Source organism: bacterium (assembly GCA_021108215.1).
GTDB lineage: Bacteria > Oederibacteriota > JAAXVQ01 > JAAXVQ01 > JAUVAV01 > JAIORK01.
In genome coordinates this window covers 1-21829 of sequence record JAIORK010000034.1, presented here as the reverse complement: position 1 = coordinate 21829, position 21829 = coordinate 1, and the positions used below count along the sequence as shown (strand labels likewise).

Below are 21829 nucleotides of genomic sequence, written 5' to 3'. Positions count from 1 at the left end.
ACCGATCCGATTTCTCAATCAGGAATACATGCGTGATGATGACTTCAATAAATCGCTTTGAATAAGAAATTTTTTAAGCAATTTCCGGTTTTCTTTATCCAAATCCAAAAATTCAACCCCTAATTGATAACGATCCCGTCCGGTTGTTTTGCAATAAGCCACCCGGGACAGGATCGCGGTTTGAGAACTCTGTGTACTTAGTAAATTTACCGGCCGCCGGACATCTATTTTTTTTCTTCCTTTGGGAACATATAAATTAATCATCATCAACTGACCGCGCCTGAGCTTGAGGGCACAAAACATGGACAAACCGCCTGCACTAAAATCCTGAGACGTACTTTGCCAATCCTTGGAAATCTCCCCTTTTTTCACACTCTTGTATTTCACCGTCATATTCAAAGGCACCCTGCGATACTGGCGGCGGTCCGTACTCTTCGCCATCACTTTTGCTTTAGCGGTTGTTTTCCGGAGAACACGTTTCTTTTTCACAACAGTTTTTTTCTTGACGGCCTTCTTTTTCGCAACAGTCTTTTTCTTGGCGATTTTCTTCAGAACCATGTCAGCCTCCAGATGAAAGATAGGCTTATTGTACGCCTTCGCTTTTGCGCCTGCAAGAAAATTGCGGGTGTAAGTGCATTGGCAATAGCAGCATCCCGGAGTCCGGTTTTTATCAAAGAACCAGTGATAATGACACCTTGTGAGTATGATTCAGTTCACTAATCAATCCAAAAGCATAGTCCAATTGCAGCACATTAAATCGCACACCAAATCCGGCTGTTAATCCTTCCAGATCATAACCGGCTTTGTAACCCAGGCGCATCGCCAGCAACTTCGCGTACCAGTACTCCACCCCCATATGCAGGCCGAAATCATTATCATTGGATTTGACCAAGTCCACAGCCAGCAGACCTTTATGCTGCTTGGATATGGGTACCTGATAACCCGCACCCAACCGGGCAGTCAGCGGCAAGGGATCACCCTCGTCCTGATATTTGATTTCCGTACCTGCGTTTTGCAGGACCAGACCGATGGAGAGCTGCTTGCTCACGGCCAGAAGCATGCCCAAATCCAGGGCAAAGGCGGTGGCGGAAACCTCCTCCGCCAGGGTGCTGCTGAGCATTTTCAGACCCAATCCCACACCCAATTTTTTATTAATCGCCGTTCCAAAACCGGCACTGATGGCAAAATCGCTTTGCGACTGCACGTCGCTCGTGCTGCCGTCCGCATTGTCCAAAGTAATCATACCGCCTTGCAGCAGGTTCACACCCAAACCAAAGGTTCCCAGCTTCCCAGCCTGATAGGTCCCGGTAATCTGCTCATACGTCGAGTCTGCCAAACCAGTTAGATAAGTGGCATTGACCTGAAAACCTTTTGCCCGGCTCAAGCCTCCCACATTCCAAAACAGTGTGGTAACATCGTCCGCCACGCCGGTAAAAACCTCGCCCATGCCTTGCGCGCGCGCGCCGACCGCTTGTTTCAGGATAATCCCGCCCGACGTCCCGGCAGCCAGTACTGGAACAGTCTGGACCAGCATCACCGCGCTTACGAACACACCCAACATGATTTTTTTCATGATTTCCTCCCTATTTTTCTTGCGTAAAAATACGATGTGGTATTCGTAGGGAACGCAAGCTGAGCGTTTCCTACTTTATGACGACTACTTTTTGCGTTTCGTCCACCCCCGGCGCTTGTACGCGGATAATATAGACGCCGCTGGCGATAAGGTCTCCGCCGTTATTGAGCGCAGCCCAGTCAAAGGTATAATTCCCGGCTGCGAGATATTCATTGCTGAGCGTTTTAACCAATCTCCCCTGAAGCGTATAAATCTTGATCGAGGTCTTACCCGCTTGTGCCAAAGCGAGTTGCAGGGAAACTTTCCCGCCCTGCAAGGGTTCAATTTTCCGGTTGGTGATTTCGACTTTACTTTCCGAAGGCGTGGGCACAGGCGCAGACAGCTTATAATAATTAACTTGTACTGATCCATAAGGAGTTTCGCCTAGATAATTATTAGCATAAATACGGTGGTCGCCATTGTGTTGTTGACGGAATACGCAAAACGCCTTCCCACCTTCATTAATCGCGATTTGAGGTTCATAGGCATCATTCAACGCGCCCGCGTCAATCAATCCTGCGCCTTGCCAGCCTGAGCCCGGCACATATTCACTCGCATAAATACGGATATCGCTATTGTGTTGTTGACGGAACACGCAAAATGCTTTCCCACTGTCATTGATCGCGATTTGAGGTTCATAGGCATCATTCAACGCGCCCGCGTCAATCAAGCCCGCGCCTTGCCAGCCCGCGCCAGACACATATTCATTCGCGTAAATACGGTTGTCGCCGTTGTATATTTGACGGAACACGCAAAATGCTTTCCCACTGTCATTGATCGCGATTTGAGGTTCATAGGCATTATTCAACGCGCCTGCATCTATGGTGACTGCGCCATACCAGCCCGCACCTGGTATATATTCATTCGCATAAATACGGTTGTCGCTCCTAAACACGCAAAATGCTTTCCCACTGTCATTGATCGCGATTTGAGGATCATACGCATGATTCCCCGTATCTGCACTTATGGTGACTGCGCCATACCAGCCCGCTCCCGGTACATAGGCATTCGCGTAAATACGGTAGTCGCTCACTAAATTTTGGCGAAACACGCAAAACGCTTTCCCGCTCTCATTCATCGCGATTTGAGGAGCATAGGCAGCATTCCCCTCGCCTGCATCTATGGTGACGGCGCCATACCAGCCCGCTCCCGGTACATATTCATTCGTATAAATACGGTGGGCGGTCGCGATACTTCTACGGAACACGCAAAACGCTTTCCCGCTTTCATTCATCGCAATTTGAGGGTTAAAAGCAAGATTCCCCGCACCCGTGTCAATCAAGTCCGCGCCATACCAGCCCGCTCCCGGTACATAGGCATTCGCGTAAATACGGTAGTCGCTCACTAAATTTTGGCGAAACACGCAAAACGCTTTCCCGCTCTCATTCATCGCGATTTGAGGAGCATAGGCAGCATTCCCCTCGCCTGCATCTATGGTGACGGCGCCATACCAGCCCGCTCCCGGTACATATTCATTCGTATAAATACGGTGGGCGGTCGCGATACTTCTACGGAACACGCAAAACGCTTTCCCGCTTTCATTCATCGCAATTTGAGGGTTAAAAGCAAGATTCCCCGCACCCGTGTCAATCAAGTCCGCGCCATACCAGCCCGCTCCCGGTACATAGGCATTCGCGTAAATACGGTAGTCGCTCACTAAATTTTGGCGAAACACGCAAAACGCTTTCCCGCTCTCATTCATCGCGATTTGAGGGTGAGAGGCATCATTCCCCGCGCCCGCGTCAATCAAGCCCGCGCTTTGCCAGCCCGCGCCAAGTGTATATTCATTCGCGTAAGTACGGTCATTGGCCCCGTCACTTTGACGAAATACACAAAACGCTTTCCCGCTCTCATTCATCGCGATTTGAGGAATATCGGTATCTTTCCGGCCCGCGTCAATCAAGCCCACGCCTTGCCAAAAAGCAGCAGTTGAAAATTTAAAACGTCCTAAAGCCGGATCAATAGCCGCTTTACCTTGCATAGGAAAGGCCGCATTGGTCCAGTTCTCACCGGACAAATCCGCGCCTTGAACTTGCAGTCCCAGCTGAGAGACATGATCAACACCACCATTAAATATCCTAATGTTTGTCCCATACACCAATGGAACGTCTGCCTGTGTAAGCGGAGTTCCATCCGGCCGGGTCATCTGGAAATCCACGTTGTTGGCGTCAAAATGGAAGGTGGTCTCCAAGCTGTCCCCGCCATTGCCCGGCGTCGCGCCAATGACTTCGATTGCCGCTGCCGGACCACACAAAAGGATCAACCCTATTCCCAAAACAACAACTACTGGAAATTTCTTCATCGCGCCCTCCTTGCATATTCCCCGTATATTCCCCCTTCTCCCTGGACAAAACCATCCAGGACAGGCCGAAGGGGGAGTGACATTAGTCACTATTTTATCACCACCACTTTTTCCTTGCTTTCCATATCCGGTGTTTTCAGGTGAATCACATACACACCGCTGGCGACAATCACGCTTTGAGCATTTTCCGCGCCCCACTGCCAGATATGCGATCCGGCTGGAGTATGTGTATCCACAATGGTTTTCACTAATTGTCCTTGGAGTGTATAAACTTTGATGGTTACCCGGCCTGCTCTGACCATGTCCAGTTGGATGCCGGTTTTTTCACCCCTCAAGGGCATGATCTTACGGTTGGTGACCACAATAGTATTGCTGGTGGGTGGCGGGGTGGGTGTAGGCATTGTGGGGATATAGGCGTATTTAAGTTGGACATTGTTTCCTGGAATTTCATTTTCAAAAAACCGCGCGTAAGCCCGGTAGTACGAACCGTCATTTTGAGCAAAACCCATGATGCCCCGGCCCTGTTGATTCAGTTTGACCGGGCTGACCGACGCGTTCGCATCGGTTTTATCCACTAACTGCGCGCCCTGCCAGCCGTCCTGGGGATGATACCAATTCGCCATGATGCGCCCATAGCTGCTGGCGACCGTCTCTTTTTGCGCGAAGGTGCATACCGCAAAACCCGAGTTATCCATATCAATGCCAAGTCCCGAATTGGTCACTTCACCGCCGCTCGCGCTGTTCAGATAAACCGGACCACTCCACCCTTGCGCGGGTGAGTACTGCATGGCCAGCAAACGCATCGTACTGTTGATTTGATCGCCAAAGACAATAAATGCGTTTCCGTCATTGTCCATCACCAGCCGGGGAACATAGTAAGACGTCCCCGGCGGATCAACAAACGTATACACGCGCTGAGGCGGCTGCCATCCCACCCCGGCTTGATAATGGCTTGCATACATATAACTTCCACCGCCACCATCAGACGCGAAAGTGGCGCAAATCGCGTCGCCCTGGTCATTAATCGCCACATCCGGATACCAAAAATAGTAATTGGAAATCGCCATCACACTGGTCTGGGGCTGCCATCCGCCTCTGGATTTTAAAAAGTGGTTGCTGTAAATATTATAGCCGAGCCCGGAAAACTTCGGCGCCCAATAGACACAGATACCATCCCCCTGGGCATTGATATCGACCTTCACATTATTAGCCGACGTGGTATTGACCAGGTTGTCTAGCCGGACGTTGGTTTCCCAGCCCACATTGGCAATATAATGATTGCCATAAGGGTAACTGTATGAACCCGGTTCTTCCAGAAAACCCAGAACAGCGTCCCCGGTTGGATTCACAGCCAATCCGGGTGTTTGGTTGTTATCCGGGCTCCCTCCGTCCAGACTTCCGGGCGAGTTCCAGCCCGATCCGGGCGTGTACACGGTGGTATAGAGTCTGTTCACGGCGGCAATATCCACCATCATCGTGCACAAGACCTTGCCCTGCGCATCCAATCCTATTACAACACTATCGGCATCCGATGTATTCCAAATCACCTCGGCCGTGCTCCACCCCGTGGTGGGCGTATAGTGTCTGGAATAACTATGACTCACGCCAAAAGATGGGTACTCTCCAACTTCACACACCGCCACGTTCTGATCATTAATATCCACCTGGCCGATCCAGCTGGTATAGGCCGGGGAATTATCCAACCGAACAATCTCGTACCAGCACACGCCCGCGAATTTAAACCGGCCCGTGGTCGGATCGATGGCCACGTAACCAGCTGGCGGAAAGCTGGCATTCGTCATCTGAGTACCGGACAGGTCCGCGCCCATGACTTGCAGATTGCGGGCGGTTATATAGTCCTGTCCGTTTTGATAAATTACAATCTCCGTGCCATAAAGCAAAGGCACGTCAGCTTGGGCAATGACAGTGCCGTCCGTGCGTGTCATCTGAAAATCTACATTATTATTATCAAAGTGAAACGTAGCAGGATTGGTGTCTCCTCCATTGCCAGGGGTACTTCCGACCATTTGAGCAGCTTGTAAAGATGAAGCGATAAACAGGGTGGATAGAACCAGTAAAATCGGGTGTGACATAAGGCCTCCTTGGAAAATACGTCAAGTACTGCCATGCGCCGGGATGGTACTGATGAAATATATTGTTAAATATTATCTGTATGCAAACCCTATCACACTTTACAAAAAAGAGTCAATTATTCAATTTCCCGCTCATGTCACGCAGTTAAAAACAGGGATTTCTCAGTGGCATATCAAGGAAAAAACATAAAAGCAATTTACCACGATGTTCACCCTGCTCTTTGATATTAAATCAGATGAATCGCAGGACCGGCGGAGCGCACGGAAAAAATCTTGATAAGGTAAAATCCAGAGGCAAAGACCTAAACTCAAAACTCTATATCACTGACTACAACCAGCCTTTTTTTCATTTCTCCCGCAAGTATTTCCTTGTTTTTCAGTCAAATAAAATTAGGGTTGCCAATTCCTTTGGGAATGGCATAAAATACTGGAGGTGAAAAATGTCAGAAGAAGGAAAAATTACCATGAATGAATTTAAAGTTGTTGTGGAAAGATTCGAGGACAATCAGAAAAAATTCTTAGAAGTCATGAATTATCGTTTTGACAAAGTCGAAAAGGATGTAGGTGACCTAAAACAAGATGTAAGTGTTCTGAAACAGGATGTAAGTGTTCTGAAACAGGATGTAAGTGTTCTGAAACAGGATGTAAGCGTTTTGAAACAGGACGTTGGCGTCCTAAAGCAGGATTCCAGTACGCTGAAACATGAAGTTGCTTTGCTCCATGAAGGACAAACTGTTTTGAAGGGCGAAGTCGTATTACTCCATAAGGGTCAAACTGCTCTGAAAGGCGAAGTTGCTTTGCTCCATGAAGGACAAACTGTTTTGAAGGGCGAAGTCGTATTACTCCATAAGGGTCAAACTGCTCTGAAAGGCGAAGTTGCTTTGCTCCATGAAGGACAAACTGTTTTGAAGGGCGAAGTCGTATTACTCCATAAGGGTCAAACTGCTCTAAAAGGCGAAGTTGCTTTGCTCCATGAGGGTCAAACTGCCATCCGGGCGGATTTGCGCCGGAAAGTGTCCTATGATGATTTTGAAATGCTTGAGAAACGCGTAGCCCGCCTGGAATGCAAAACAGCCTAAACTATCTCTAACGAAATCAAATAATATTAAATAAAGTCCCCGTCCTTATGGGCGGGGATTTTATTTTGTGAAAAACCGAATTTGCCGTCATCTTTCTTCTACAACCAAACGATTACGCCGCGCCGCTGAATGAATACCGGAAACCTTTTCTGCGGAAACGCTGGATGATATCCTCTTGTAGAACAAACGGCATGGGATGAATCATATCCGTCAACGCACCCAAGGCGCCGCTCCGTCCTCTGCCCAGCAGCAAGACGGGTACACGGATATTTTTCACGGTAATGGTCTCAGCAATAACCTGCAAACGATCATGCTCCGCGATCTCCACCGAAACCATGGACTGCATGCTACCCACCAAATGTGAAAATGCCAGCATATTTGTGACGTTTTCTGTATTCGAGGCACGCTGGTTTTCCCGCATAAACCGGACCATACTGAGCGTAAATTCAAGCTGATTATCTGCCAACGGTTTTGCATTTCGAAACGCTGTCATCGCCGCAAAGAAATACGCGTCCCGAACCGGGGAGCCTTCACGCAATAATTCCTGAACCAAGGGCGTTTGCCGCAATGCCGTTGGCAAGGTTGTGAGCATCCTTTGCAAATAAGCGGTTGGACGGCGGTTTTGAACATACAGATGAAGCCGGGCTGTCAGTTGCAGCGGCAGCAGGCCTGCCAGCCACATCAGCATTCGGTCCGGTAGCGATAAGGCTTGGGTGCTGATCGTTTCCGGCAGTCTGTGCACCTGACCATCAAACCGGTTGGCGGTAGTATGCGCGGGCAACTGATTTTCCACCAATTGTTTTTTTATCGTCTGAATACTTTTTTGAGAGCTGACAACTTCCATAATACTGCGCCAGGCAAACTGCCGTCCCTGCACTGTCAAGCGCTGCCAGCGCGGTGCTGTCAAAGCAACCACCGGCTTTTCAAATTCTTCTCCCATTTTCCAATCCATCAACATCTGCCGGGTTAAAATACGGCGTGCCTCACCGGCCAGCATCACAACCTCCGGTCCTGCAATCACAGCGACTTCGCCGCCGGCCTGACTATCCGCTGTTTTCCGGAGTACATTTTCCAACATTGCCAAACGCTCCAACAAACCCCCGGTGATATGCCGAACACTGCTGCTGCGCAGTTGTTGGCTAACCATCTCAACTTGACCCAGCATGGCTTGGGCTGTGTTTTTCATAGCAAGAATATTGACTTGCTGTATCCGGTCCAGTTTTTCAGCATAACGTCCCGCTGCTTGCACAGACTTCCCTGCCGCCTGGCCGCCCTGTTGTCTGACCAAAACATCAAGTGCATTGTTAATCATCAACCGGCCCGTTTGCTTGTCCGGCAGGGTTTCAGCCTCATTCAAAAAGGTTTTCATCACACTAGCGTCACTGCTGGTTTGAATTGCCCGCAATACGGATTGAATACCCATCCTGGCACCCTGCTGCTGCAACTGTGCCATCGCAGTTTCCAATCCTGTTATCAATGGTACCGCATCCAAATCTTTTACTACTGTCTGTGCTTCTGCCAGATAGTCGGCATACAGCAGCGTCAAGACATCGGCCGTCACATCCAGACTGTTCCCGCTCTTTGCAAAATAATCCTGAACAGCGATCTCCCCCCGGACCATTTGCGACGATCCAGGCTCAGCCCAGCGCATCACAGCAAATGCATCCAATCCCCAAGCAGCGGCAGCAGCATCACGCCGTGTCATTGTATAATATTGAAGACTCTGGTATTCAATCATATGTCCCAAGCGCAGCCTGGCCAGCATATCCAAATTACGTTTCCCTACCTGCGACCCCTCCTGCGGTCGGACAATTCTGTTGAGCACGCTTTTTGGCAGGTACACCACCGGGCCGGGCCGCCCCTCACGGTTGAGCACACCTTCCTGATAATGCCCCCAGAGCAGTCCGCGGAAATAATTAAACAGACCAACTTCCATCGTCAATTGGCGAATTGTGACCTGCTCCGGCGCAAACCGGACAACCGTATAATCCGTTTCCGGGAAATATGCTCTTTTAGCCGTCTTGATCACAGGATGCTGATTAATCGCTTCCTCACTCAAAACCGTGGTTTTACTCCCGGCTGCAGATAGTGCCCCTAATACCCCTACAGTCGAGCCCAGCATAAACATCCACCCCCGGCGAATAAACGGCAACCGGTCGAGCCAAATCCTCCGCTGTAAAATGTTTGTATTGGGGGCAAACGTACCGGACTTTTTCTTATCTGAAGTTTTCGCTTTTTTCCGGCCCGTTGTTCCGGGTTTATCTGAACTCGCCAGTTGGTCCTCAATATATTTAATAAAGAAAGCCACCTCGATTTTTTCTTCAAATGGCCTATTGTTAAAATGTTTTTTGGCCGCGGCAATGGCTGCTTCCAGAAAATCCGTCCCAAGATTCAGTTTCTCAATTGCCTGAGCCACTTCGCTTTCCAGTGTTTTTAAAATCGAAGCATAGGCAGGATAACCCGGCGCTCCCGGATACGTCCGGTCGCGGTAAATAAATTGAATATTCTGGGCTGCAAATCTAATCGTCTTCTGTAATTGACGGTTCGCATCTTCTCTCGCGGAAATAACCCGAAGTGCTGTTTGCGGAAGTGATTCCAACGTGATTCCTGCCGGAAGCTGGACGGTTATTTTTTCCGGCACCTCGGAATAACCTGATGGTGAAATCTCAACCAAATAGCGTTGCTTGCCTTCAAAAGCCGGTGTCTGGTTAAAATAAGGCATCACCGCAGCCGTGTTCTCATCCAAAATCCCGCGGGATTCACCGGTATCTTTCACCGGCAATTGACCGACCCGGTCACTCGGTGCATTGACCATCCCCCGGTCATTGCGCAGCCAAATACCCACCCGCCCCTCGCCAAGTATTTTCAAGGTATAACTCCATTTGGCATTATCAATAAAATAGCGCACCAGCGTTCCGGGAGGTAATTTTTTCAAATCAACTTTACTGACCTTGATAACCTTATCTGCACCCAAACCGGGCGGCAAATCCTGATTACCGATAAAAAAATCTCCACGCGTTTCTTCGCCGGTTTGTAAAACATCTCCTTGTTTGCGCAAAACCTTCACCACTGCCAGTGCAACCGGTACACCGATTACATTGGTTACTAAATGAACCAGGAAAGAACCTGCAATCACAATTGGAAAAGCAAACGACGTCGTGAGCAATGCCATATTCACAAGACTGATGAACCCGGCAACGACTACACTCAGCGGCGGTGCGCGTTCTCCGCGAATACTTATAATATGCAAGCCAAAAAAGACAAACCATGTCAATGCATACCCCAGCTGTGCCGTGGTTGAAAAATCCAATCCACTAACCGCACCGGCTGCCAGGGCAAGTACGCCGCCTAGCACCATCGAAATACTGTTCTCCGCGACCCAGGCCACCCAGCGGTCATAAGTCTGCGGCTGCATCCCCAAACGCACAAAAATATTGCGCATAAATGGCATAATCCCGCCGTAACCTTTGGGCATTTTGCTTCCGGCCGGCAAAAACTCCCTGCCTGCAAATACAATCTGCTTAATTTCCCGGACCAGGCCGTCGATCTGCACATCCCCGGCCACTTGTTCAATTGCCTGCCAAATGGTTCGATCCGCTGCCAAACTCTCCATCGCAATAACGATTTCCAATCCGGCCTGTTGCAATTCCGGATTGGCACTCCTGATGATATTGGCCAGCCCTTTAAAAATTTTAGGCTGCATCTGTTTTTGCCGGATAAATTCGGCAATCGCAGCCTGACGGGTTTCAAAAACTAATAATTGTTCAATCAAAGTTGCTTCCGGCGAAAGGGTGAAGCGGTCCGGCTTTGCCGGTGTTTCTTTTTCTTTCTTTTTCTTTTTCTGTTGGTCATCTTCTTTTTTAACTGTTAAATCAAGTTGCGGTCTATATGCCGGATCAACCGGTTTGATGGATGCAGTCATGGCCCAGTCGGGCAGCCAGCCGCGCTTGATCGCTGCATTCCAACCATAGTGTGCCGCCATGCTGCTGGTAAGCGCAATAAGATGATAAACTTGGGTGCCGAGATCAGGATTGATAAAATAACTCAAGGCAAGCATGCCGGTATAGATGCTGGTAAAAAGAACCGCATGAATCATATGTTTGCCAAAAGTGTTAATATCTTCGCGAGTACGGTACTGTGATTTCAGAAATTCAAACGGCGAGAGTGCGCGCCAACCCACTGCTTTTTTAGCGCGAGCGATCCACTGCGCCACAATGTGTGCGCCCGCAAATACCACAGTAGAAAACCCCAGCATGCTGCCGAGTGCACCCCATCCCAGGTTCAGCAGTCCCGGCAGGCTGATGCCTTTCATCAAGGCAGGTACGGCAAAGGGCAAATACCGGAACACCGGTTCCTCCCACAAAGGCGCCACCGCTTCACGTAGCGTTCCCCGTCCCAATATGGAAGCGCCTATTCCGCCGTCTTGATAAGGTTCTATCACATCAACAGACACACGACCAATGGCCTTATTAAATTTTCCCTGATCTTTAACCACCAATGTCTGCTGATAATAAATGGGTTGAAAATCCGCAGTGCGCTCATCCAAAATATGGTATTGTTCCTTGATGGTACCCGGAGCATTTTTAATAAAAAATTGCCTGTCCTTTTTGTTTTCAAAATAAACTTCCGCAGCAACCTCGCCTTGCGCCTGTTCCTTGTCTGAGATCATCCTGATCCAGGCATTGGGCTTCGTATCTTGCTCAGGCCCAAAACCATACTCAGCGATCAGTATATGAATTAAAAAGAGGTTTTCCACCATGCTATGCGTGACACGAACATGAGGATGTTGGGCAAAGAAAAGATTCAGAACTGGACGAAAAAACCCCTTCCCCCTCAAATCACCACAACCGCCGATCATCACACCGCGCAAACCGGGACGTCCGCTTCTCTTCTTGTCGGTTTGATGATAAATAAAAATATCCGGCACACCGGACCAGTCATCCCATTGCCCGCCTGATCCATAATAATTAAGACTAAAACCCTTGCGGCTGCTCTGCGCAATGGGTTTGTATTCAAATACCCAGCGCTGACCGCTATGCTCAATCACCACTTCTTTGCGATCAACAATGACTTTGGCAAGCGGTGATACGGGCGCTTTTGGACCTTCACTTTTCTTTTGCCCGGTTAATAATTGCGTAAAAAACGGCGCAGCCTGATTCGCAATAAAATGTGTCATGAACGAACCCAGTACAATCACCGGCAGGGATACGGATGTCAACATAAATGAAAGATTGATGATGGCGATCACACCGGCGATGATCCGGTTGGCAGGCGGTGCGCGTTCACCGTCCGCTTTGATATAATGAAGACCAAAAAATACCGGCCAGGCCAGCACATAACCGAGATTGAGCATCTGCGAAACATCCAGGCCAATCACAGCACCAGCTATCACTGCAACCGCGCCACCCAGGCCCAAAGCAAGGCTGTTCTCCGCCACCCAGGCCACCCAGCGGTCATAGGTCTTTTCTCGCACACCCAGCCATTGCACAACGGGTGTTTTAAGCCATGGCATTATCCCGCCCAAAGAAAACTTTTTCATCGCCGCCACCAACTCCGAAACGCTGGGAATCCTGCGGCTTTGTGCCCGGTTCATCTGTTTTTTGATGCTCCTTTGCACCGGATCTGTTCCTGATAGTTTACCGGCACTCCTTCCGGGCTGCGCGACGGCCTGAATTTTCATAAACCGCTGTACAACGCTATAGACAAACTCTTCCGGATTCATCGGATGAGTTCTCATTTGCGAACTGGTAAAAATATCCAGTTCCACCTCAACCAACTCGCTGATCTCAGCTTGAATCCCAAATTCCTCAAATGCCAGTTCCATCACGCGTACAATCGCCCGGCCGCCGGAATGTTCTTCCCAGGCTTCAAACCCGCGTGATACGACTTGTTTATATTCACGATCGTACGCCATACTCCGCCGATAATAAGCCATATCCAGACCATGCCGTCTGGCGAATTGGTCCGGCATCAGGTCCGCAAAATGTTCCTGAAGGATGAGATCAATCCGTTGGTGATCACCCCCGTAGAAATCCACAAAATGATCCAAATAAACATGTCCCAGTTCGTGGCTGGCCACCAAAAAAAGATACTGGGCCGGATCGGGTGCATCGATAAGCATACGCCCTCCAATGTCAAACGAGGTGTAGGCATTGTGTAAGTGCGGTTGTATCTTGGCAAGTGCCAACTGGGCGGTCATGCGTTGCATGTCAACCGGAGAAACTTTCATACGCGGATTATGTTTGGCAGTATCCAGCATCAAAGCCATGAGATACGGTTTCAAAATTTCATCCTGGAGCCAGACATCCCGAACCATGCCGATGACATGCTGATTATCCGCCACCAACCGCTTCACCGTCGTATCAATCCCGCTTCCTGCCGGACCTTCAAAACTATTCCAGATGTCAAAAAATGCCTGCTGACTTGCCGGTTCGTTTATAGTAACAAAGTGATTGTTATACATCACCAATGCACTCAATCGAAGACGATCATCCAGTTTTGATTGCGGCGAGAGTATTTTTTCCAGCAGGGCTTTACGCATCTGATGCCGCGCCAGCAATAAGGCACCGGCCCGGGTCCGTCCTTTCAGGGACGCCAGCCAACGTAAAATTGCCTGATCAGCGGCTTCATCCAAAAGCAATTCCTGCAACCGGGTTTTATCCTGCAAGGACCAGTCTTTTGTCAATTGATCGCTGTAAAACGTCATGATGGATGCGTGTCCATCATCAATAAAAAGTTCCAATTCGCTGTCAATCGCAGCATGTACATAAGGATGCCAGGAATCATTCCGGGCAATATCAATTAAATAGTCCAACAAACTGTTATCCTGCGAGACCATGGCCATGGTTCCGATCAGGCTCAACAATCCGCTGTAGTAGTCTGCCAGCAAATTCATTTCATTTTCCCAATCAGATACACGCAAAAAAGAATCCATATCCCCTCGCGATTCGGCAAGTTCATAAGAGCGTGCGGCATTGCTCAATCGGCCGCCGGTCAATTCCAGGTGGGGCTTTATCATTTCTGTGATACGTGTATGAACATCCGGCGTCGTGATATAGGGATAAAATCCTTCAAGAAAAACCAGAAGCCGGCGCCGCGCGTCTAAGTCAGGCGTATTTTCCAATAGGTCCAGAATAACTTCTGCCAGCCAGGCCGGTTTCCCTAAAACCCGATCAGCCAAGGGACGATTTATTTCAGCCCGGTACGTCAGCAAAATATCCAACACCCCAAGGGTCAAATCAGTGACACGGTCCGCTTCCCCAAGTATGACCGTGAGGTCCCCGGCAAACAAATTACCCGTATCCTGTTTCATCAAAAGGCTGTAATAATCTTTCATGAGTGCGCGCTCAAAACGTCCCGTCTCATCCAAGCTCCGGGTCTGGATAAAACTCCGTCCCAACCCTTTACGGGAAAAAACCGCCATGTGATGCAATGTTTGCTGTGAAATCGGCCCATTCATTTCTACCAGGGTTTTGAATTGCTGCCATACAAAACGTCGTTGCTCCAAATCCAATTCCCGGCGTAAAACCACGATCCGCCCCAGGTCATGAACCACCTGATTGTAAACCTTCGAATCAAGTTCAAAAATACCTTGCTTCAGTAGAAATTCGGTCCACCCATCCACACTGCCCGTCTTCGCCTGTTCCAACACAGCCGCAACCAGTCTGGATGTCACAATTTCTGAAATCAGGGCCGCATCCATTGGCCTGAGACGCCCCAGTAAAACGCGGCTGCGCATCTGGTTTTCCGCCGCATCCAATTGCAGAGGGTTGGTGCGAAAATTCCGTTCCGCCTCTGCCAGCATCCGCTCCACCCGTATTTTTCCAGTCTGCAAATCTTCCTGTTGCTCCCGGGCACGGGAAATCATCCGGTCCAACAACTGTTGCTCCTCTGCCAGTGTCGCGACTTGTCTACGCTGAAAATAAAACTCATCGGAAATATCCGCAAGCGCGACGCCCGCAGCATTAACTTTGCTTAAAATATCCTGGCGGGGCATCCTGCCTTTGAGATTGTAGCTGAGATCGTAATTATATCCGGCGTTGAGTTCATGCTGAATCGCCCGGATGGCATAATGGCTTTCCAGATTGCTGCGCCCCGGTTGTTTCATCTTTTCCCGAAACCAGGTATCGTCCTCAAGATAACCTAAAAGTTCATCCATCCCGATCACACCTGATGCCACCATGGCTTCGAGCACTTCATGCACCCAGGCCATGGGTTCATGCTGGAGTTTTTGGGAAACTGCCACCATATTTTCCGAACCGATGCCCTGAATCCCATAGGGATTGTCCGGATCAAGGATGAGTATCTTCCGGATTTCATGTTGATTCGCCAGCCAGTCCGCGATACGCGGCAAAAGACCGAGCGCCTTTCTCTCCAGCAAGGGAGAATCCATCTCATGCCATTCATCCAGCACGGCCAGTTTGCCTTCCAGATAGGCAGTCGGATCATCCCATATCACGGTTGCCCGGAGGGTCACCGTCTCCAATGCTTCAGTTTCAATATGGAATCCCTGAAAACTGACGCTCTCTTTTTCCGCATCAAACACCGGTTCGGATAAAACCCGGTACTTGCCAATCAAACCGGCCTGGACGGCTTCCCTGACAGGTGCTGCAAAAAAATCCGCAACACGACTGCGCAGTACTTGCCAGCGCTTTTGTCCCGCAGTTCGGATTAATTGGACCGGTACGCTCAGACCTGTTCGCAGCACGGCAGCCAATCGTTGCAACACCCGCCCCTGCTGCCGGGCGGTCTGGAGTTTGGCCACCACCTGATTGACTGCATTGGCATGCAGAAAAAGAAAATGGTTATTCCGGATATCAATTTGCTCAATCTTGCCTGCCATTTCGGTTATCTGCGGCAGGGCTTGATCCCAAACCGCAACCGTTTGCACCGCTTCGCCATCGGCATCACGCAGATGGTTGGAAATCACCAGCAAATTTTGATCTGCCAGCGCACGATTTTTTTCCTCAAAGCCTTCACCCAGGTCAATCCCCACACCTGCCTCATTGGCGGCATAGCCCTGTAATAGGCTTCCCACTTTTTCGATAATCTCCCGGGATGAAAGCCCGCGTATCTTCATGGCAACTGCGGCTGCATTTTCCAGCATCAATTCCGTCCTGGCGGCAAAATTCCGCTGCCGAAGGTCGGCTATTTCCGCCAGGGGCACAACCGCATCCGGCGCATAGGTCCCATCCAAACAAGATGTCCGCAAGGCCAGAATATTCTGATCTTTGGCCAACAATTTTTCCAGCGGGGTTTGCCGGTTTTGCAACAGACTAAAATAAGGATTGACAGTATCATTTCGGGAAAAATGCGGTTTCACCGAGACATAGGAAAAACGCCGCCGTTCGAGTTCAGCTAAAATTTCATTGGTATGAAAACCGCCGGAAATCATGACCGCGATTTTTTCTTTTTGCTGTTCCATCTTCCGGGAAAGATTATCTACAAAATGAACGCTCCGTTCCTGCGCCATCTGATAAAAATCTTCTACTGTCTTGAGATGGTTGTCCAACTCAAACACCGAATGGTCCAGATGATACTCATCGCCTGCAACATTTTGTTCAATAAACCGGGTAAAGCGTTCGATGAAAAAAGCGGACCTGAAATTCCTAAATTCCGCAAGCTCGAAAGGCGTGACTGAAATATTTAAAAGCTTCTCAATAATATCCAGACGATGGTAAAAATCATCCAATTCGCGTTCCTGTTGGCTGGTATAAAGACTGCGCCGTATCGCACTGTCCAGGGCATCGATTTCCCGGTAAAAAGCGTCTGCATCAACCGTGCGTCCGAAGACCGGAGACTTGACCTGTAAATACGCGGTGATATTCGGGTAACGCGAAAAACTCAGATTGTGTTTCCCCGCCTGTTTTTGTAAAAAACCACAGTAATCAGTCAATTCAATTGTATTTTGTCGATAGGCGACGCGCTTGCGGTCAAAAGCAGCCAACGCCGAATTGTAAATGGTTGGTTTGAGCAGATCCATCTGCTCGCGAAGATCATAACAGTAACCCAGTGTCTCCTGATTCAGGAAAGATTTTACCACTTTCTCACTGGCCAGATAAAGTGCCGGGGTTTCAATCCCTTCCAACCGAACCGGCTTTTCCGCTGTGCCGGTATAATACTCCGCACCGGTCAATTTCCCCTGTTGAACAAAATAGTCCCCAACCTGCTCTCTGACTTCTTTTAATGGAAATGATTTTAATTTGGTGAGGTTCACAGTATCAAACGCGCCCTCCTCACCAACCAAACGCAAATTGTATTCCTCTGCCAAATACCGGATCACGCCGGCAATATTTTTCTGTACCTCGTAATGGCAATGTAAATCCTGGATATGAATAATCAGACGGTCATTCCCTTGAAATCCCCGGTCAATCTGTGCATAACGCTCCGGCAGGTGAAGGGATTTTCCCAGATGCCGGACATTCACCCGCCCGGTTTGATGTACCGCATAGTTGGCTGTTTCAAAAGCCCAGGTGAATGAAGGCAGGAGAAAAAGTATGGATAAAATAAGCGCAGTGGTGCGCAGAAACAGTTTATGCTGCTGTTTTTGCAAGAAGCGAATCGGACCCACTTTTGGCTGGCGTATCTGCTGCATAGGCTTCTTTCTCAATACTATTTACTTTGTATATAATAATGAAAATTATAGCATAGATAAACTGCTTTTCAAGCAAACCGTGCAGGTCCGATTGTCAAAAAACCATTATTTTATAATGTTATTGTTGGATTGGTTCGATTTTCAAACATTATACGTGTAAAATTATCGTATATTTTCGCCCTTGAAATAACCATGTTTTACTAAATAGGATTATAAAATAAGCAGATTTCTTTGGCAACCCAAGAATTTCATGATGGAATTCCCGTTTCTTTACAATAGCCTAAAAAAAATAATAAATACTGGCAAATATCCAATCCTGAAAAAACAACAATAGTCATTACGGGCATAATACTCAAAAAGTATTAATTTTTTGAGTATTATGCCCGTAATGACCGAAAAGACATTTTTTCAGTATCGACTATTTAATAAAACTCCCGACAGGTCGTCTCCGGTCAACAACTTTCACAAAATCAGGTTGAAAGTAAAAATGCCGCCAATGCCTGAATCGTGTCAAAACAACGCAGTGCGCCGGTCAAACGTTCACAAGACAGCGATGTTTCCACTGCCAGACAACGCATGCCGGCTGCATTGGCTGACCGGATACCCAAGGGCGCATTTTCAATCACAATCGCCTGATCAGGTGTAATCCCCAGTGCAGTCAAAGATTTAAGATAAGGTTCCGGATCAGGTTTTCCCCGCGTGACCGCATCCCCGGTAATAATAATCTCAAACCGTTGTTTGATATCCTCCGGCAGGCTGATCTCCAGTTCATGCCGTGCCGTGCCGGTGACCAGGGCAAGTTTTTTCCCCTGCGCATGCAGGGCATCGAGAAAATCGCGCACTCCGGCAAAAACCTCGACCCGGGCAATTTCTTTATACCGTGTCTCTTTTTTTCGGATCATTTCTTTGACTTGTTCCAGCGTCGCATTTATGCCGCGTTCATTCAAAAAATGCGTCACCGCTGCCGGTCCGGCCTCACCCTCGCGTTCATAGACCTCTTCCGGCGTAATCTCCAACCCCACCGAGCGAAATGTTTCCTGCCAGGCTTGTGCATGATACGGCATGCCATTGATGATCACACCATCCATATCAAAAATAACAGCTTCCAATTTGCTAAGCGTGATCGTGCTTGCGTCCATCTGGCTTTGCATCACTTCGCCTCCACATCCAAATATTTTTTAAAAAAATCACTGACACGCTGTTGGTACACAGCTTTATCGCGGACCAGGGTCTCGCCGTGGTCAGCATCTTGGACCAACCAATAATCCTTTTCCTTCGCCGAACAGGCTTCGTACAATTTTTTTGAATGCCAGGCCGGAATCTGACTGTCTTTCTCACCGTGAATAAAAAGCACCGGACAAATCAGTCCGTCAATCTCCCGAAACGCAGAAGCTTGGTCGACATTGCGTTTTAAAAAAATCCTGCCATACACTTTCGAGACTACTACAAACGGTAATTTCAAGGGTCCGATCAAATAGCGGTAATGGTCCCGAATCATGGCATCCAGACTTAGAAACGGCGCATCAAGCACCATGACTTGCACATCCGAATGATGCGCCTGAATAAAGGCGGCTGCGGAAAGAGAAAATCCAAACTGCCCGATCCGGCCGGCATCAATTCCCGGTCGCTGCTTAAGATAAGTCATGGCCGCCGCGATATCCTTGCGTTCATCCAGACCAAATGTGGTGAATTTTCCCTGGCTCTCGCCAAAATAGCGAAAATCGAAATAAAATAAATTGAAATGCCCGGCTAAAAACCTTGTACTGGGGAAAATGTTGCCCTTGTCATAAGGATACCCATGTCCCACCATGATCACCGCAGTGGATACCGGATTGGGGATAAACCACCCGGTCAACTGGAGTCCGTCTTCAGTATCGAGTGTCACACGTTCATAGCTCATGCCAAAATCTGCCGGCGTCACAGTCGAGACGATTTTGCCCGGCATCAGTGCCATGACAAAAGCCAGCCCGATATAAACCAAACTTAAAAAAACCAGTAAACCAACGATAAGCAACACACGCAATGCCATGACCTGCCATCCTTGTCTGTAAAATCGGGCGATTCTAGCATGAAAAAACTCATCTGACAATTTGAAAAGGAGTTATAAGAATAACAAACGAAAAAAATCACTACTGACCTAATTCACAAAACATCCTGTTGCTATGCCGGTTGGAATGCTTGTTTTTTAAAAAAACCGGCATTATCACGTACTGGATTACTTCATTTAAACAAGAATGAAAAAAAATTAATCTAATTTGTCGGTAAATTCAGGTGTGTTCTGCGCAATAGTGCCAACCGGCATGAACAGCTCAATGGTGGTCCCTCGGCCGGGCGTCGAGTCCAGTTCAATCGTCCCGCCATGTGCCTCCACTACCCGCCTGACCAGCGGCAGTCCGATCCCGATACCGCCGCCGCCGAAACGGGAATTACTGCTGGTATGTTGCTTAACATCGGCCACTTCATAAAAAGGTTCAAAAATTTTACTCTGCTCTTCCGCCGGGATGCCGATGCCAGTGTCGCGTACCCACAAGATAATTTTTTCCCCGCGCTTAAACGTGCCCAGAATAATCCGGCCGCCATCCTCAGTATTACGAATGGAATTTTGGACCAATTCGGAAATCACCTGATGTAAACGAATGGGGTCCCCGGCAAAAGGTTCCAGTTCCTTGCCTGCTTCCAACTGAATATCCAAATTGCGCTGACTGATAGACGCCTTCATCTCTGCCAAGACATCTGCCAGCAGTTTTCTGGGCAGCACCGACTGAACATGGATCTTCATTTCCCCGGAATCCGCCTGCGCAATGGTCTGGATATTGTTTACAATGTTGATCAACTGTTTACTGGATTTCATAATAATTTGAAGCAAATCCACCTGATCCGTACTCAATGAGGCGCTCTGGCGCTGCAAAATGGTGAGATACCCGTAAATCAGAGTCAACGGCGTGCGCAATTCATGTGAGACTAAGGTGAGAAATTTATCCTTCATCTCATTGAGTCCGCGCAGCATCACATTTTCCCGGGAGATTTCCTTGCGTCCCACAGCGCGCTCAATTGCATCAACCAGTTCATTGCGTGATACCGGTTTGATCAGAAAATCACTGGCACCGGCACGCATACATTTAACCGCAACATCCAATGTCCCATAACCGGAAACCACAATAATTTCCAGGTTACACTTGAGCTGGTGCAAGACCTCAATCGCTGAGGTCTCTTTGGCATCCGGCATATTCATATCGGTTATCACCGCCGAATACTCGGTCTGAGAGATGCGCTGTTTTGCCTCGCATAGGTTCTGAACCAAATCAATTGAATAGCCGCAGTTCTCCAGTATCTTCCCTGCTGTGGCCAATGCGACTTCATCATCGTCAACAATTAAAATCTTTGGCATCATGACTCCTTGAAAAATACCCAAAGCATACAAAGACACATCATTTCAACAAAATGCCTTGAAACATCGATAGTATCGGTCAAGGCTGTCAAAAAACTAAACTCAAAAGGGGGAATTATATCTCCGCAGGCGCTGCATCACACCGTGCCCCTGCTAAATGACTATCCCAAACATTGCGGTTGTGCGAAAATCAAGTTATTCGAAATCAAGTGAGGTGTTCATCGTGGAATTCATTTTTATGTTTACCCTGGGCTGGGGAATCGCTTATTTTTTCTTCCGCCGTGAAAAAAATATCCAAACAGCACTTTTTGACAAACTAACCCATGACGCGCGCCAGTTTGTCCTCAATGATGCCAGGGAAAAGCTGGGATTGACCAATGTGATTGATTTATTCCGGGAAAAAATCATTGAGGAGCATTTGGATGCGTTGGGCGAGCCTTTCCCCTACAAACGCTGCCCGCATTGCGGATCGAAAAAAGTAAAACGCTTTGTATTCCGGTCCGACGGAACGCCGGATCTCTCCCTGGCCCCCGATACCCCGCCCTTCGCAGGTGAGGATTTTAAGATTTTGTGTAAAAGTTGCGGGTATCAGGATGAGGTGAGTATGGTGATAGAGGTGGAAGAGTAAACTGATGAGGTGATTCTGGTCTCCACTTACAAAATTCCTATACTAATATACTAATCAACGTCCCGGATCACGGATCATAATGGTAATGGATATCTAGTCAAAAGCCGGGGATATTTCTCCCAATTTAATTTTG

General features: G+C 48.5%; 10 protein-coding genes. 2 read left to right on the top strand and 8 right to left on the bottom strand.

Translation table 11 applies throughout. From position 1 onward, the window contains the following. Positions 1-18 precede the first annotated feature (18 nt). The 4 genes from K8S19_07890 to K8S19_07875 form a co-directional block, all read right to left on the bottom strand. On the bottom strand, positions 19-558 hold the full coding sequence (locus K8S19_07890) for a PilZ domain-containing protein (protein ID MCD4813596.1): 540 nt from the start codon (positions 556-558) through the stop codon (positions 19-21). Positions 559-670: 112 nt separating this feature from the next. Next, complete coding sequence (locus K8S19_07885) at positions 671-1573, bottom strand: PorV/PorQ family protein (GenBank protein ID MCD4813595.1); 903 nt, start codon at positions 1571-1573, stop codon at positions 671-673. A gap of 70 nt (positions 1574-1643) precedes the next feature. Then, entirely contained in the window at positions 1644-3914 is a 2271-nt protein-coding gene (locus K8S19_07880; GenBank protein MCD4813594.1) for a T9SS type A sorting domain-containing protein, read from the bottom strand. Between the two features lie 89 nt (positions 3915-4003). Next, complete coding sequence (locus tag K8S19_07875; protein MCD4813593.1) at positions 4004-6007, bottom strand: hypothetical protein; 2004 nt, start codon at positions 6005-6007, stop codon at positions 4004-4006. Between the two features lie 440 nt (positions 6008-6447). Here K8S19_07875 and K8S19_07870 point away from each other — a divergent pair, with 440 nt between their 5' ends. Then, positions 6448-7086 (top strand): hypothetical protein, encoded by a 639-nt coding sequence (locus tag K8S19_07870; GenBank protein MCD4813592.1) that lies wholly within the window; start codon positions 6448-6450, stop codon positions 7084-7086. A 112-nt stretch (positions 7087-7198) separates the two neighbouring features. Here K8S19_07870 and K8S19_07865 read toward each other — a convergent pair whose 3' ends face one another. The 4 genes from K8S19_07865 to K8S19_07850 form a co-directional block, all read right to left on the bottom strand. Next, entirely contained in the window at positions 7199-17680 is a 10482-nt protein-coding gene (locus K8S19_07865) for a hypothetical protein (protein ID MCD4813591.1), read from the bottom strand. A 470-nt stretch (positions 17681-18150) separates the two neighbouring features. Continuing rightward, positions 18151-18831: an HAD family phosphatase gene (locus tag K8S19_07860; protein ID MCD4813590.1), complete on the bottom strand. Its 681-nt coding sequence runs from the start codon at positions 18829-18831 to the stop codon at positions 18151-18153. Then, on the bottom strand, positions 18831-19709 hold the full coding sequence (locus K8S19_07855) for a prolyl oligopeptidase family serine peptidase (GenBank protein MCD4813589.1): 879 nt from the start codon (positions 19707-19709) through the stop codon (positions 18831-18833). Before K8S19_07855 ends, K8S19_07860 begins: the two co-directional genes overlap by 1 nt. A gap of 216 nt (positions 19710-19925) precedes the next feature. Further along, positions 19926-21071: a response regulator gene (locus K8S19_07850; GenBank protein ID MCD4813588.1), complete on the bottom strand. Its 1146-nt coding sequence runs from the start codon at positions 21069-21071 to the stop codon at positions 19926-19928. 220 nt (positions 21072-21291) lie between these two features. On the opposite strand from K8S19_07850, the gene K8S19_07845 reads away from it, so the two are divergent. Next, positions 21292-21696, top strand: coding sequence for a hypothetical protein (locus K8S19_07845; protein ID MCD4813587.1), 405 nt, complete (start codon positions 21292-21294; stop codon positions 21694-21696). Positions 21697-21829: the final 133 nt, after the last annotated feature.

Coding starts and splice junctions, on each gene's coding strand:
- K8S19_07885 (MCD4813595.1), bottom strand. CDS start 1,573: ATGAAAAAAATCATGTTGGGTGTGTTCGTAAGCGCGGTGATGCTGGTC.
- K8S19_07870 (MCD4813592.1), top strand. CDS start 6,448: ATGTCAGAAGAAGGAAAAATTACCATGAATGAATTTAAAGTTGTTGTG.
- K8S19_07875 (MCD4813593.1), bottom strand. CDS start 6,007: ATGTCACACCCGATTTTACTGGTTCTATCCACCCTGTTTATCGCTTCA.
- K8S19_07855 (MCD4813589.1), bottom strand. CDS start 19,709: ATGGCATTGCGTGTGTTGCTTATCGTTGGTTTACTGGTTTTTTTAAGT.
- K8S19_07850 (MCD4813588.1), bottom strand. CDS start 21,071: ATGATGCCAAAGATTTTAATTGTTGACGATGATGAAGTCGCATTGGCC.
- K8S19_07860 (MCD4813590.1), bottom strand. CDS start 18,831: ATGCAAAGCCAGATGGACGCAAGCACGATCACGCTTAGCAAATTGGAA.
- K8S19_07880 (MCD4813594.1), bottom strand. CDS start 3,914: ATGAAGAAATTTCCAGTAGTTGTTGTTTTGGGAATAGGGTTGATCCTT.
- K8S19_07865 (MCD4813591.1), bottom strand. CDS start 17,680: ATGCAGCAGATACGCCAGCCAAAAGTGGGTCCGATTCGCTTCTTGCAA.
- K8S19_07890 (MCD4813596.1), bottom strand. CDS start 558: ATGGTTCTGAAGAAAATCGCCAAGAAAAAGACTGTTGCGAAAAAGAAG.